Source organism: Paenibacillus ihbetae, assembly GCF_002741055.1.
Lineage (GTDB): Bacteria > Bacillota > Bacilli > Paenibacillales > Paenibacillaceae > Paenibacillus_AQ > Paenibacillus_AQ ihbetae.
Genome location: NZ_CP016809.1, coordinates 4,633,121 through 4,646,817 on the forward strand (window position 1 = coordinate 4,633,121; position 13,697 = coordinate 4,646,817).

A 13,697-nucleotide genomic window follows, 5' to 3' on the forward strand; every position below is an offset into this window, starting at 1 on the left:
GGAATCGGATGAATCAGGCATCGACTCATTTTATAGCAATCTGTTCAGATTCAATCGGGGAAACCGCTGAGGCGGTCGTACAGGCAACGCTGCGGCAGTTCGAGCTGGAAGATGCCGAGATCAAGCGATATATGAATGTCCGGGACGAGGAAGAGCTCACGGAGCTGATGGAGGAGGTTGCCAGACGGGGCGGATTTGTGGCGTATACGCTGGTACAGCCGGAGCTGCGGGAAGTGATCCGGGAGGAAGCGGTGAGGCTGAATATCCGCGCGGTCGATATTATGGGACCGATGATGCAGGCCTTCGCCGACACCTTCAACGATTATCCGAAACGGCTTCCCGGCTTGCTGCATCGCCTGGACGATACGTATTTCCGCCGCGTAGAGGCGATGGAATTCGCCGTTCAATACGATGACGGCAAGGATGTCAGCGCGATCCTGAAGGCAGACATCATTCTGCTTGGCGTATCGCGAATCTCCAAGACGCCGCTGTCGATGTTTCTTGCTCATAAAGGCTACAAGACGGTCAATTATCCGATCGTACCGGAAATGTCTCCTCCTTCGCAGCTCCAAGAGGTGAAGTCGGGGACGATCATCGGCTTAACGATAGAGCCTGAGCATCTGCTGAAGATCCGCAGCGAACGGCTCAAGGTGATGGGGCTTCCGAATGAGGTTCAATATGCGACCCTTGAGCGGATCCGCGAGGAGCTGGGTTATGCGCTGTCGTTGTATGAACGACTGGGCTGTCCTGTCATTGATGTGACCGATAAAGCGATTGAAGAGACGGCCGGGCTGATCACGAATTTATTGAAATAATAGTTCCATAGAAGTTTGTCTTAAGGATACGATGCAGGCAAGAGAGTAAATGATTTCTGCGATTGCAGGAACATTTGACGTACTTGCCCACGACATTCATTCAATCTGTCCAAATTATAGGACGAAACATACTGGAGAGGGAGGGTACGATTTATGGAGAGCTCATTGGCATTGGAGTTGGTACGAGTAACGGAGGAAGCGGCGCTCAGGTCCGCCCGGTGGACCGGCAGAGGAGACAAACACAGTGCCGATGAGGCTGCGACGCTTGCGATGCGCAAGCACTTCGACTCGGTCGCAATGAACGGCGTGGTCGTCATCGGCGAAGGCGAGATGGATGAAGCGCCCATGCTGTATATCGGGGAGAGAGTAGGCAGCGGCAAAGGACCGAAGATGGATGTGGCCGTTGATCCGCTGGAAGGGACTGAAACGGTGGCTAGCGGCTTGAATAATGCTCTATCGGTGATCGCGGCTGCTCCGAGGGGAAGCCTTCTGCATGCGCCCGATATTTATATGCACAAGCTGGCGGCAGGCCCTAAGCTCGCAGGAAGGCTGAGCCTGGATGATCCGATCGAAGTAACGCTTCAGAAGGCGGCGGACATTCTGGATAAGCCGTTATCGGAATTGACGGTATCCATTCTGGACCGTGAGCGTCACAGTGCTATGATTGCGGCTTTACGGGAGTCAGGGGTTCGAATCAAGCTGCTGACGCATGGAGATGTGATGGGAGCGATCGAGACCTGCACGGACAGCGGGGTCGATCTTTATGTCGGGTCCGGCGGGGCTCCTGAAGGGGTGCTGGCCGCGGCCGCACTGAAATGCCTTGGCGGCGAGCTTCAAGGCCGGCTTATTCCGGTTACACCGGGCGATGTGGAACGCTGCCGCCGGATGGGACTCCAGGATCCCGAGCAGCTGCTTCGGATGGAGGATATGGTAGGAAGGGAAGGCGTGCTGTTCGTGGCGACCGGCGTAACGCCCGGAGATTTTCTGCAGGGCGTCAAATTCCTTCCGGGTCAGCGGGCGGAGACGCATTCGGTCTTGATGCATTCGGGGACCCAAACGGTTCGTTACCTGCGGAGCGTCCACCAGCTGTTCGCGGAAACGGGAGCGCTGGCAGCTGCGGCTTCATCCTGATCGATCCGTCTTGGGAATAAAAAGAGGCTGTTCCAGGTCAAGGGACCTTGGAACAGCCTTTTTGTGCATGCGCTCAAGCGCCCGCCCGGGATTCCCGTGGCAGCTTTTGTTTTATTGAATTCGTGCAGGCTTGGAATCAGCCGTGCCGCTTGCGGCCGAGTATGATCCAAGCCCCTCCGAGTACGAGCAGCACAGCAATGACAGGCTGGATCACGGACAAATAGTTCAGCATCGGACCGATGGAGAAGACAACGAAGAACAACAGAGACAGCACGGTCAAAATATTGATGGGGATGAGCAGCCATTTATTGCGCGAGCCGAACCAATAGAACTCGAACAGCCCTGCTGCAACGGCGAGAATAAATCCCGGCCACATCGTCTCCCAGCTGTCGAATAAGGAAGCGATCTGGCTGACGACACCGGCTGTAAGCAGGATTCCTCCCGGGATGAGCAGGCCGATGCCTTGACGTCCGACCAGCGAAAAATACATCCAGTGGAAAAACAGCCCCAGCGGAATCACGAACAAGGTTGGCCAGAAAGTGGCAAAGATGGAGCCGGCGCCAACGGAGCCGCCTTGATTGAGCAGCAGGTAAGCACCGAGCAGAATAAGCAGGGGAGCGAGGATGGTACGTTTCAACATACGAGCTTACTTCCTTCCTATAAAGAAAATGGTTAACTCAAGAATACCATGATCTGGATTAGGATGTCCTCGGTCCCGGGTATCCTGCGGAACTGGACCAAAGTCTAGGTTATTGCAATGAAGAGCCTGACATAAAGAAGACAGCTCTGCATGATGCTAGACTGCACAACAGAGCTGTCTTTGAATAACCATTGTTTACAGCGCGAGTTCAATAAGCCCGGAAAAAGCGGCCATTTTTGAACAGCCTCTTAAACGGCCGGTTTCTTGGTATACATCAGGCCGACGGTATGCGGTCCGCAATGGCTGCATATGACGCATCCGGCCGTGGAGATGGCAACCTCCCGTGCACCGGTCTTCTCCTGCAGTTCCTTCTGCAGGAACCGGGCCTCCTCTTCCGCCATCGTATGTACAACAATGATCAAATCATTGTCCATGTCCTGGGCCTGAGCCAGCGCATTCTGGATCATCTGGTCCAGCGCCTTTTCTTTCTTGCCGCGAACCTTGTAGGCAGGAATCATGCCGCCGTTAACGACTTTAATAACCGGACGGATCTTCAGCAAGCTGCCGATGATGTTCTGCATGCCGGAGCAGCGGCCGCCTTTATGCAAATAATCCAGCGTATCGATAACGAATTCGCACTCCACTTCATTGACGGTTCGGCTGAGCAGCTCCACGATTTGGGGAATGGTGGCGCCTTGCTCGGCTGCATGCACGGCCTTCATCACGAGGAGCCCGATGCCGCAGGAGAGATTGCGGGAATCAAAGACGGTAACCCGGCCCTCAGGCAGCTCGCCGGCAGCGATCAGCGCGTTTTGATACGTCGAGGACAGCTCGGATGAAATGCTGAGAAACAGTATATCTTCGCCCTGCTCGATCGATGGCGTGAAGGCGGCGATGAAATCGGATGGGGAAGGAGCGGCTGTCTTTGGCAGATGGCCTACCTGGTCGACCTTGGCGTACAGCTGTTCCGGCGTAATATCCACGCCGTCACGCAGAGATTGCTCACCAAATACCACATAGAGAGGAATAATTCCGATATGATGCCTTTCTATCCATGCAGAGGGCAGGTCGCAGGTACTATCGGCGAATATTTTAACTTTTCCAGACATGAACATCTCCCTTTATCAACTATTTTGCTCTGTACTACTAGAATACCTTGTTTGATAGTAAAAGTGAATGATATTGTCAGGCGTTCGTCAACAGCAGGAAATATGGAGGGGAATTGGTAAATGCCCGCAACCTTCATCGAACCTCCTCCGTCCGTAATGGTAGGAGGTGGTTTATGTGGGAAAGAGAGCAGCTCGGAACAAGCTGGTCGCAATTACGACTGCGGCTGTTTTGCTTCTGGCCGTTACTGCATGCAGCGGTGAACAACCGAAGGCTGAGCCCCCGGTCGATCCGAATCCGGTTGAAGACGGCGTACAAGAACCGGTGCAGCCGGCCGAGCCCGAACCAGAAGAAGATGCAGCGAAAGAACCGGTAAAGCCGGGTGATCCGGTAGAGGGGCAGAGCCCGGAAACGAAGCAGGGGACCGGTACCTATGTGGGTCAAATTGATAATCATTCCGTAGAGATTGAAACGGAAGACGGACCGACCGCCTTCCGGCTCGGGGATGATATGCAGGATGCCATTGCCGGACTCCAGGGAAATGAGGAGGTTGCCTTCGAATACTTTGAGCAGCCGGTTGAAGGCGATGAAGGGCTGAAGCAGCGCATTCTGACGAAAATAACGGTCCGGCAGTCCGGCAGCGGCCAAGGCTCGGATACCTCGCAGCTTCCGGCCACGAAGGAAATGGAGCTTGAGCTCGAAGGGATGAAAGAGACGAAAACCGCCAAGCTGGCTTCGGGAAACGGGTATTCCCTGTATATATTCGATATTTTCTCGTTTGATGCCAAGACCGGCATGCTGACAATGAATGTGGATAAGGATTACTATGTAGAAATTACGAAGCTCCCTTCGGATTACAACGGGGATATGCTGAAGCTGGAGGCCGAGAAGGAATTGGCTGAGGTGGGCAAGGTCCGCGAAGCGAAGGAGAACGAAAGAAATCAGGCGCTGAAGGATGCGTCCGTATACATGATTGGCGAAGGGGAGCAGCTGACTCGGGAATATATCGCAGCGGAAATCGACGGTCAAGGCTTTATCTTCCGCGTCAACATCCCGCATCGCGAGCCTACAGAGGGCTTTGTGCCTCACGCGTTTGCATCGCTAGCTACGATCGTTAATCAATAGCTCTCCACTTATTCAGATAAAAGAAACCGCCCGGCGTAAGGGGAATCGCGTGCCGATTCCTTGCCCCGGGCAGTTTTGTTATTCCCTTACTGCTGCGTACTATTTGGAAGCTTCGAGATATCTCTGAATAAACAGCTTCGCGTTGGCATCCTTCTCCGTGCTCTCACGAATCCCCGCATACATCTCATTCTTGATGATCGGAATTTCCTCGCCAAGCTTGCTTCCCATAATATCGACGGCATACACATGCTCGGTGCCGTCTTCCTCGTCGACCCCCTTCAGAAGCATCTCCGGCGTCACAAGCGCTTTCAGCTCGCCGTTCACTTCGGTTTCAAGCGGGCGCACCATCCCTTGATTGCCGACCCAGTCAAATGCATTCTTATCCATAATATAGAGGTCCGGCCTCTCGGTTGCCAGCACGAGCATCGCTTTTTGCAGCATGGCGGCGTCCTGCGGATTGTTCGAATCAAGCGCCGGCACATAATTCATGTTAACGGTTACGCGTTTCCACTCAGGAAACTGTGCCAAAATCGCGTCCTCGATCGGCTTAACATCCGTACCGCCGTCGGGATTGAAATACGTTCCCAGGAACATCACGGAGAGGTCGACCGGGGGAAGCTTGGCCAGCCGCTCTTTTTCAGCCTGATGGTTAAAGATGCTGATCGCGATATACACAAGAATGCCAAGAATGGCGATGCCGCCAAGCAGATGAAATTTATAATAACGGAAGAAATGGTCGGTTTTCTCGGCAGTCCCGGCCAGCTTTTTGAACTTTCCATACCGCTTCTGATTCAATTCCTCCAGAGACTTGCGGTTCTCTTCATCAAGAATGAATTTGTAAGCCTTGGTTATCTCGGCGAAGCGGGCTTCAATCTCTTCCGCCCGGTCCGGCTCACGCCTTTGCTGCGAACGGGTCTGACGCATGAGAAGGGTATACCTGTCATCAAGCTGTTCCCTGGTCGCATCCTCCGGCAAGCCCATTCGTTCATAGGCTTCTTTCAATTGATCCATCCATGTCACCTCTTCTATACTGTGAGAGTTTCCTAGTTACCAGTATATAGTGAAGAGGCATACTTGCACAAACGTTTATAAACGGCGCAGGCGAGCCGGCATCAGGACGATAAACCCCAGCCGGAACAGGAAGAAAGAAGAGACGAAGCAGCGGGGCGGATAAAGCTGGAGCCGTATGAAAAATATAGGGAATATGCCATTCAATAGTTTGAAGGTTTATGAATGTTTTTGATTATTTGTGATTGTTTTTTGCGGGAAATATGATAGGATTAGTTCTGGAGGGGATTCATTATGCTGACCGAAGAAAGATACCGCGTTATTTTAGAGCGCTTACAAGAGCGCGGGGTCGTCAAATTGCAGGAATTGGTCGAACTCCTGGAAGCATCGGAATCTACAGTGCGGCGTGATTTGATAGATCTTGAGGAACGCCGTTTATTAAAGCGTATTCACGGGGGAGCAGCGCTGCCGAGTCAAAAGGCTCCCGAGCCGGGAATGGAAGAGAAATCGTTCAAAAACATTCAACAGAAAAATGCCGTTGCCAAGCTGGCTGCGCAGCAGGTGCAGGATGGCGAGAGCATTTATCTGGATGCGGGAACGACCACATTGGCGATGATCCCGTTTATCGAAGCAAGCAACGTGACCGTTGTGACCAACGGTTTATCGCATATCGAAGCATTGGTAAGCAAACGCATCAACAGCTATCTTCTGGGCGGCATGATGAAGATTCGCACGAAAGCCGTAATCGGCAGCATAGCTCTTCAAAACATGGATAACTTCCGCTTTGATCGCTGTTTTCTCGGGACAAACGGCGTCGATATCGAGATGGGGTATACGACGCCGGATCCGGAAGAAGCCTTGATCAAGCGGCGGGCCCATCAGCTGTCCGCTACCAGCTATGTTCTTGCGGACTCCAGCAAGATCGGAGAAGTCACGTTCGCTAAGCTGCTGGATTTAAGCGAAGCGACGCTGATTACCGAATCGCTGCCGGAAGCCTGGCGGAAGTCCATAGCACAGAAAACCAACATAATTGAGGGATCATGATGATATATACGGTAACTTTGAATCCTTCCATCGATTACATCGTGGAAGTAGAGCATATCGAGCTGGGAAGCTTGAACAGAATGGCCCGGGACTTGAAGTTTCCAGGGGGCAAAGGCATCAATGTCTCGCGGGTATTGAACCAGCTCGGCGCAGACAATACCGCGATCGGCTTTCTCGGTGGATTTACCGGTCGGTTTATTGACGAGACGCTGCGGAAGGAAGGGATCGTCACCGACTTCGTGACGATTGAAGATGATACAAGAATCAACATCAAGCTTAAGCACGGGGACGAGACGGAGATTAACGGCCTTGGGCCGAACATCCGGCACGAGGAGGCCGATGAGCTGGTCCATAAGCTGTCACGGCTTCAGCCGGGTGATATCGCGGTACTGTCCGGAAGCGTTCCGCCCTCGCTTGGATCGGGCTTCTACGAGCTATTAATTCAAGCGTGCAAGAAGAGCGGAGCCGAATTCGTGATCGATACGACGGGGGATGCGCTGATGAAGGCTTTAGCTCACCAGCCGCTTGTCGTCAAGCCGAACCATCACGAGCTGGCCGAGTTGTTCGGCGTCCCGATGGATTCGCGCGATAAGCTTGTCATGTACGGCCGCAAGCTGCTTGAGAAGGGTGCGCAGCATGCGATGATCTCCATGGCCGGAGAAGGGGCTCTGCTGATTACGGCCGATCAGGTCTATCATGCCTGCGTTCCGGCTGGAACGGTAAGGAATTCGGTAGGCGCAGGCGATTCGATGATTGCCGGGTTTGTCGGCACGCTGTCTCTGGGGCACAGTCCGCTTGAGGCATTCCGGACAGGGGTTGCATCGGGAAGCGCAACAGCGTTCTCGGACGATCTGGCAGCCAGGGAAATGATCGATAAACTTCGTGAACAGGTCACGATCACGCCATTGTGAGGACGTGCATGTTTGCAATGCGGCGCGAAACGGCAGACATCTAAGGCAGAAATTAAGGGAGTGTTATCCATAATGAGAATAACGGAATTGATGATTCAGCAGACCATGATTATGGATCTGCAAGCGGTAACGAAGGAGGCGGCGATTGACGAGCTGATTGCCAGCCTGGCCGCAAGCGGACGAATCAATGATCCGGTCCTGTTCAAGGAAGCGATTCTGAAGCGGGAAGCGGAATCGAGCACGGGGATCGGCGGAGGCATTGCGATGCCCCATGCGAAGACCCGGGCGGTGAACGAACCGACCGTCGTATTCGCCAAGAGCAGCAAGGGTGTGGATTTTGAGGCATTGGACGGCGAGCCGGCTTATGTGTTCTTCATGATTGCAGCGCCCGAGGGCGCGGGAAATACCCATTTGCGGACGCTTGCTGCACTTTCCAGGCTGCTGATTGATGCCGATTTCATCAGCCGGTTGATGGAGACGAAGACGCCTGAGGAAGTAACGGCGCTATTTGATGCCAAGCAGGCGGAAGAAGAAGCGGCAAAGGCTGAGAAGGAAGCTGCCAAGCAAAGGAAAGAAACAGAGAAGCAATCAGACAAGCGCCCGGAGTCTGACAGCGCTATCGAAGCCGCACCTGTACCGGACGGAACAACCTCCGGCGGGCAAGGCGCTTTCGTCGTTGCCGTAACGGCTTGTCCGACCGGGATCGCGCATACGTTTATGGCGGAGGACGCGCTCAAGAAGAAGGCCCAGGAAATGGGCGTCGAGATTCGGGTGGAAACGAACGGCTCGGAAGGGGCGCAGAACGTTTTGACCGAGGAGGAAATCCGGCGCGCTGCCGGCGTCATCATTGCCGCCGATAAGCAGGTCGAGATGGCCCGCTTTAACGGCAAACCGGTGCTGCAGCGCCCAGTCAGCGACGGCATCCGCAAATCGGAGGAGCTGATTCGCAAGGCAGCGAGCGGCGATGCGCCGATCTACCGCAGCGAAGGTGGAGGGACATCCGGAGAACAGCAGGGCGGACACAGCGGCATCGGCAGCAAAATTTACAAGGATCTGATGAACGGAATTTCGCATATGTTGCCATTCGTTGTGGGCGGAGGCATACTGCTGGCGGTATCCTTCCTGATCGAGCAGCTTGCCGGGGAGAATCATCCGCTCTTTCAGCTGCTGCAGACGATTGGCGGAGGCGAAGGCGCTTTCCACTTCCTGATTCCGGTCCTTGCCGGATTCATTGCCTTAAGCATCGGAGATCGTCCGGCGTTAATGCCCGGCATGGTCGGCGGCCTGATGGCGCTGAATTCGAATTCCGGGTTCCTCGGCGGTTTGGCTGCCGGCTTCCTGGCCGGATATGTCGTCATTCTGCTTCGCAAATGGTTTGCCGGCTTGCCGAAGGCTCTCGACGGCCTGAAGCCGATCTTGCTGTATCCGGTCGTCGGCTTGCTGATCACCGGCACCATTATGTTCTATTTGTTCGATCCGTTCTTCAGCTGGATCAATCTCGGCCTGACCGATATTCTGAACAATCTTGGCACGGGCAATGCCGTCATTCTCGGCCTGATCCTCGGCGGAATGATGTCGATTGACATGGGCGGCCCTTTCAATAAAGCGGCTTATGCATTCGCCATCGGCGTATTTACGTCGAGCGGCAATACGAACGGCGCGATGATGGCGGCCGTTATGGCCGGCGGCATGGTACCTCCTCTGGCAATCGCCCTGGCTACGACGTTCTTCAAGCGAAAATTTACGGAACAGGAGCGCAAGTCCGGCGTTACGAACTATGTCATGGGTCTTTCCTTTATCACGGAAGGCGCGATCCCGTTCGCCGCGGCCGACCCGCTGCGCGTACTGACATCGTGCATTCTCGGTTCGGCGGTTGCCGGCGGATTGACACAGCTGTGGGGCATTAACGTTCCGGCTCCGCACGGAGGGATTTTCGTGGCGGCTTTGGCCAACCACGCCCTGCTGTTCCTGCTGGCCGTGCTCATCGGCGCGGCGCTGTCCGGCGTACTGCTAGGGCTGTGGAAGCGCCCGGTTGAAAGCAAATAGAGCAGGGGATTTAGTCCGATCTCACTAGCATAATCACTATCACTTGCATATTGCTGGCTTTACAGCAAGAATATTTCTAAGTACTTGAATGGGAGTTGGAATAAGAGGCGCTTTGCCCTTTTCCGGCTCTTTTTTTTTGTTTCCCTGATTAATATATTTCCTTCGTTGAAAAGCTCCCGGACGATGCTGATTTAGGGTACAGTATGTACAGAGGCCTGGTGAGCAGATGAATACCTGAAAGGATCTGGGCTTACCGTTATTGCAACATCAACCGAAGGGAGAGGAGACAAATGAACGTACGTATTAATGGGAATGGAAGAACACCGGAGCAGCTGATCGAGGAGATCAATCGAACATCCGCTCCGCACGGGATGGCTGCCGTTTGGTTTTTGGGACAGGAGAGCGTTGTGATTAAAGGCGGGGAGACTGTCATCTATATCGATCCCTATCTGTCCGGCGAGCTGGAGCAAAAGGACGGCTTCCAGCGAGCCTTTCCGGCCCCGCTTGAGCCGAAGCACGTTACGAATGCCAATGTGGTGCTCATCACGCATGAGCATGATGACCATATGGATCTGGGCACGATCTCGGTGATCGCCAAAAATAGCCCGGATACCCGTTTTGTCGCGCCTGCAATCTGTCATAAGGCGATGCGGGAGGCCGGAGTTGCCGAAGACCGCCTGATGGCTGCCGCGTGCGACCAGTGGCAGGCGTTTGAGAGCTTCCGCTTGATGGCGGTGCCTGCGGCACACGAAGTGCTTGAAGAGGATGAGGTACTGGGACACCGGTATGTCGGTTATTTAATTGATATCTCGGGTGTTCTGATATATCACGCAGGTGATACCGTCGTATACCCGGGTCTTGTTGAGCGGCTGCGGAATCACGTCATTGACATCGGCATGGTGCCGATCAACGGGGGAGACGCCTTCCGCAGGCAGGATGGGATCGTAGGCAATATGGGCTTCCGCGAGGCGGCCGAGCTTGCTGCTGCAGCGGGCTTCGGGCTGACGATCCCCCTGCACTACGACGTATTTCCATGGAACGGGGAAAGACCGGGGCATTTTATCGATTACTGTTATGAGAACCATCCCTATATGAGGACCAAAGTAATGGCCCGAACCGAACAATTGATTTATGTCAAGGCGTAGCTCTTCGTACAGATGGTTTTACACTTATTATGTGGAATTTTTTTGAAATCTATGCCGATAAGGCCGCAATTTTTCGATTTGACAAGCATATAAATGAGACATGCCTTATAAATGGAGCTGTTGGATATGCTGTCATTTCGAAAACATGTCATCATCGTGATCGGAAGCTTCCTGATCGCGATGGGGACCAATTTCTTTCTTGTCCCGCAAAAAGTGCTGGATGGCGGCGTGATCGGTATTGCTCTCATTGCAAATTATGTGTTTGACCTACATATCGGCTTTGTCATCATCTTGTGCAGTGTCCCCATTTTCATTGCGGCTTGGGTCCTTAATCGTGAAATATTTTACAACAGCTTATCCGGCATGCTGATCTCGTCATTCGTCATCGATTTGCTGTCCCCGTACCAAGCGGACGTATTGCGCTTGTTTGCCCCTGGCGCCATTCCCAGCGCAATGATTGGCGGCGCTTTGATCGGGACAGGCCTTGGCCTGATGCTAAGAAATGACGCAAGTACGGGAGGGACGGACCTGCTGGCGCATTTTCTGTCCAAATATGTGCCTCTGAACGTCGGGATCATCATCCTGCTGATGGATGCGGTGATCATCGGCATCGGAGGCGCTCTCCTCTCAGGCAGCACGTTTGTTAACTCCATCTTCACGATCTTGTCTGGAGGCGTGGCTACAGGGCTCTGTACGCTAAAGCATGGTCATCGAAGAACGAGAAGGATATGATCGGCATGCTTTAACAAGCACTGCGGGAGAATCACCGGCGTTTTATTGAATACAAACCGACGCCGGCGGGAAAGACAAGGGACACAACCAAAAAGGACTGCCGCAGCGGATGTGCGGCAGTCCTTTTGTATACGTGCAAATCAGGCCTTAGTCTTCTTGAATGCATCGATGTATGCACGGGCCTTCTCTGAAATCAGATCAAGGTTGCCGCTCTTCAACGCATCCTTGGTTAAATCCGAACCGATTCCGACTGCAAATGCACCGGCCTTGATCCATTCATGGAGGTTATCGAGGTTCACCCCGCCGGTAGGCATAATGTTCGCCTGCGGGAGCGGGCCCTTAAGGGATGGGATCACGGATGGCGAGTACAGATTGCCCGGGAACAGCTTGATGACATCCACGCCGAGCTCCAAAGAGGCCACAATGTCATGTACGGTGACGGCCCCCGGCATAACCGGAACGCGGTAACGGTTGCAGAGCATGATGGTGTCCCGGTCAAAGCCAGGGGATACGACAAACTCCGCTCCGGCCAGAATTGTCAGTCTTGCGGTTTCCGAGTCGAGCACGGTGCCGGCGCCGATAATGGCATAATTATCGGCTTGCGGATCCTCTGAGGAATACATTTTTGCCAGCTTGGTGATCGCTTCGGTGGCGAACGGAACGGTCATCGTTACTTCGATAACCTTGATGCCGCCTTCAATGGCGCGTTTGGCGACCTCGACGACTTCCTCCGGCGATTCCCCGCGAAGCACAGCCACGACGCCGGCATCATGAATTTGTTGGATCAGTCTGAGTTTCTTCATAGTAACACTCCTATCATTGATAATTGGATGGATCATGGCCTAGAGTAAAGAGACTGACTGAAAAGACATGAAACGGCTTAAGCCTGCTTATCGCTCGACATGCGCGGCTTGTCCGCGGCGCTGCAGCACTTCGTCCCAGGTCGGAAGAGCTTCCCAGTCGCCGGGAGCCTGGATAACCATCGATCCGGTCAGGCCGCCTAACGAGAGCGCTTCCTCCGGCGACCAGCCCTTTGAAATTCCGGCAAGGAAGCCGGCACAGAACCCGTCTCCGGCACCCACCGTATCAACTACCTGGTCCACCTTCTCAAACGGAAGGGAATATTTATGCTCTTTGTGAACGATTACATTGCTTCCGTTGAAGCTTTTGATAATGCTCATCCCCGGCAGCTTCCGCAGCTGCTCGATGATGACCTCTTCGTCCTCGGTCTCAAACAACAGCTTGCATTCATCATATCCGGGAAGGAAATAATCGCAGGAAGCCGCAAGCTCCAGCAAGACGGGACGAGCCTCTTCTATGCTCCACAGCTTGAGTCGCAGGTTCGGATCAAAGCTGATCCGGACGCCATGCTCCTTGCACAGGGAGACCACATGCCGGATCGTGTCCAGGCAGCTGCCGCTAAGCGCAGCGGTAATGCCGGTGAAGTGAACGATCTTGGCTTGTGCTATGTATTCGGAATCCACATGCGCAGGGGTCATTCTGCTTGCCGCAGAGTCCTTGCGATAGTAGTAAACGGAGGATTGTCCGCGAACGGTCTGCCTCAGCATAATGCCTGTCGGCGCTTCATCGATCTGGGTAGCCCTTGAAACGTCGACGCCCTCTCCCCGAAGCGTTTTCAAAATCCCGCTGCCGACCGGATCCCGCCCGAGTCTGCCGAACCAGCCTGCCGTGCATCCAAGCCGCGCAAGACCGATTGCAAGATTGCTCTCCGCACCGCCGAAGGACTGGGCCATGCTTCCTCCTTGGCCGATGCCCCGGGGCCCTTCCGGATAAAATAATCCCATCGACTCGCCGAATGTGATGACATCCAGCGTTGGTCTATCACTCGTCATATATGCTGCCCCCTTTATAAACAATACCATTATTTTAACACTTTACCTTGCTACGGGGGATAACTCAATATCAAAGTTCCGAACATCAATAAACAACCCCCTGACCGAGAAGAGATCCGGGGGTGAGCTTCGGCCGTGCC

General features: G+C 53.9%; 13 protein-coding genes. 8 read left to right on the top strand and 5 right to left on the bottom strand.

The annotated features are described in order from the left end of the window. Nucleotides 1–8: 8 nt before the first annotated feature. Nucleotides 9–815, top strand: coding sequence for a pyruvate, water dikinase regulatory protein (locus BBD41_RS20800; RefSeq protein ID WP_099478599.1), 807 nt, complete (start codon nucleotides 9–11; stop codon nucleotides 813–815). A gap of 153 nt (nucleotides 816–968) precedes the next feature. Then, nucleotides 969–1,946, top strand: a complete 978-nt coding sequence (gene glpX, locus BBD41_RS20805) for a class II fructose-bisphosphatase (protein WP_099478600.1) — start codon at nucleotides 969–971, stop codon at nucleotides 1,944–1,946. 136 nt (nucleotides 1,947–2,082) lie between these two features. Here glpX and BBD41_RS20810 read toward each other — a convergent pair whose 3' ends face one another. Both BBD41_RS20810 and BBD41_RS20815 read right to left on the bottom strand, forming a co-directional pair. After that, nucleotides 2,083–2,586 (bottom strand): hypothetical protein, encoded by a 504-nt coding sequence (locus BBD41_RS20810; RefSeq protein ID WP_077567819.1) that lies wholly within the window; start codon nucleotides 2,584–2,586, stop codon nucleotides 2,083–2,085. A 248-nt stretch (nucleotides 2,587–2,834) separates the two neighbouring features. Continuing rightward, nucleotides 2,835–3,695, bottom strand: a complete 861-nt coding sequence (locus tag BBD41_RS20815) for a DegV family protein (protein WP_099478601.1) — start codon at nucleotides 3,693–3,695, stop codon at nucleotides 2,835–2,837. 175 nt (nucleotides 3,696–3,870) lie between these two features. Between BBD41_RS20815 and BBD41_RS20820 the strand changes: the two genes are divergently transcribed. Then, nucleotides 3,871–4,818: a hypothetical protein gene (locus BBD41_RS20820; protein WP_099478602.1), complete on the top strand. Its 948-nt coding sequence runs from the start codon at nucleotides 3,871–3,873 to the stop codon at nucleotides 4,816–4,818. 99 nt (nucleotides 4,819–4,917) lie between these two features. On the opposite strand, the gene BBD41_RS20825 is transcribed toward BBD41_RS20820, so the two are convergent. Further along, nucleotides 4,918–5,829, bottom strand: coding sequence for a J domain-containing protein (locus tag BBD41_RS20825; RefSeq protein WP_099478603.1), 912 nt, complete (start codon nucleotides 5,827–5,829; stop codon nucleotides 4,918–4,920). Between the two features lie 291 nt (nucleotides 5,830–6,120). On the opposite strand from BBD41_RS20825, the gene BBD41_RS20830 reads away from it, so the two are divergent. The 5 genes from BBD41_RS20830 to BBD41_RS20850 all read left to right on the top strand — a co-directional run bounded on the left by BBD41_RS20830 (nucleotide 6,121) and on the right by BBD41_RS20850 (nucleotide 11,704). Next, a complete protein-coding gene (locus tag BBD41_RS20830; RefSeq protein ID WP_007127323.1) occupies nucleotides 6,121–6,870 on the top strand; it encodes a DeoR/GlpR family DNA-binding transcription regulator in 750 nt (249 codons plus the stop codon). Then, nucleotides 6,870–7,781, top strand: a complete 912-nt coding sequence (gene pfkB, locus BBD41_RS20835; protein ID WP_099478604.1) for a 1-phosphofructokinase — start codon at nucleotides 6,870–6,872, stop codon at nucleotides 7,779–7,781. Before BBD41_RS20830 ends, pfkB begins: the two co-directional genes overlap by 1 nt. A gap of 72 nt (nucleotides 7,782–7,853) precedes the next feature. Further along, a complete protein-coding gene (locus tag BBD41_RS20840) occupies nucleotides 7,854–9,827 on the top strand; it encodes a PTS fructose transporter subunit IIABC (protein WP_099478605.1) in 1,974 nt (657 codons plus the stop codon). A gap of 290 nt (nucleotides 9,828–10,117) precedes the next feature. Continuing rightward, nucleotides 10,118–10,972 carry an MBL fold metallo-hydrolase gene (locus tag BBD41_RS20845; RefSeq protein ID WP_099478606.1) on the top strand — a complete coding sequence of 285 codons (855 nt, stop codon included), beginning with the start codon at nucleotides 10,118–10,120 and terminating at the stop codon, nucleotides 10,970–10,972. A 126-nt stretch (nucleotides 10,973–11,098) separates the two neighbouring features. After that, entirely contained in the window at nucleotides 11,099–11,704 is a 606-nt protein-coding gene (locus BBD41_RS20850) for a YitT family protein (RefSeq protein ID WP_077569075.1), read from the top strand. A gap of 140 nt (nucleotides 11,705–11,844) precedes the next feature. Here BBD41_RS20850 and BBD41_RS20855 read toward each other — a convergent pair whose 3' ends face one another. Both BBD41_RS20855 and BBD41_RS20860 read right to left on the bottom strand, forming a co-directional pair. Continuing rightward, nucleotides 11,845–12,507: a bifunctional 2-keto-4-hydroxyglutarate aldolase/2-keto-3-deoxy-6-phosphogluconate aldolase gene (locus BBD41_RS20855; RefSeq protein WP_077567812.1), complete on the bottom strand. Its 663-nt coding sequence runs from the start codon at nucleotides 12,505–12,507 to the stop codon at nucleotides 11,845–11,847. Between the two features lie 87 nt (nucleotides 12,508–12,594). Beyond that, the gene (locus BBD41_RS20860; RefSeq protein ID WP_099478607.1) at nucleotides 12,595–13,557 is read right to left on the bottom strand and encodes a sugar kinase; all 963 of its coding nucleotides are present in this window, start codon (nucleotides 13,555–13,557) and stop codon (nucleotides 12,595–12,597) included. Between the last annotated feature and the right edge of the window lie 140 nt (nucleotides 13,558–13,697).

Bases quoted from the DNA above. Each gene is read 5' to 3' on its own strand.
- BBD41_RS20800 (WP_099478599.1), top strand. From the start codon at position 9: ATGAATCAGGCATCGACTCATTTTATAGCAATCTGTTCAGATTCAATC.
- glpX (WP_099478600.1), top strand. From the start codon at position 969: ATGGAGAGCTCATTGGCATTGGAGTTGGTACGAGTAACGGAGGAAGCG.
- BBD41_RS20810 (WP_077567819.1), bottom strand. From the start codon at position 2,586: ATGTTGAAACGTACCATCCTCGCTCCCCTGCTTATTCTGCTCGGTGCT.
- BBD41_RS20815 (WP_099478601.1), bottom strand. From the start codon at position 3,695: ATGTCTGGAAAAGTTAAAATATTCGCCGATAGTACCTGCGACCTGCCC.
- BBD41_RS20825 (WP_099478603.1), bottom strand. From the start codon at position 5,829: ATGGATCAATTGAAAGAAGCCTATGAACGAATGGGCTTGCCGGAGGAT.
- BBD41_RS20830 (WP_007127323.1), top strand. From the start codon at position 6,121: ATGCTGACCGAAGAAAGATACCGCGTTATTTTAGAGCGCTTACAAGAG.
- pfkB (WP_099478604.1), top strand. From the start codon at position 6,870: ATGATATATACGGTAACTTTGAATCCTTCCATCGATTACATCGTGGAA.
- BBD41_RS20840 (WP_099478605.1), top strand. From the start codon at position 7,854: ATGAGAATAACGGAATTGATGATTCAGCAGACCATGATTATGGATCTG.
- BBD41_RS20845 (WP_099478606.1), top strand. From the start codon at position 10,118: ATGAACGTACGTATTAATGGGAATGGAAGAACACCGGAGCAGCTGATC.
- BBD41_RS20850 (WP_077569075.1), top strand. From the start codon at position 11,099: ATGCTGTCATTTCGAAAACATGTCATCATCGTGATCGGAAGCTTCCTG.
- BBD41_RS20855 (WP_077567812.1), bottom strand. From the start codon at position 12,507: ATGAAGAAACTCAGACTGATCCAACAAATTCATGATGCCGGCGTCGTG.
- BBD41_RS20860 (WP_099478607.1), bottom strand. From the start codon at position 13,557: ATGACGAGTGATAGACCAACGCTGGATGTCATCACATTCGGCGAGTCG.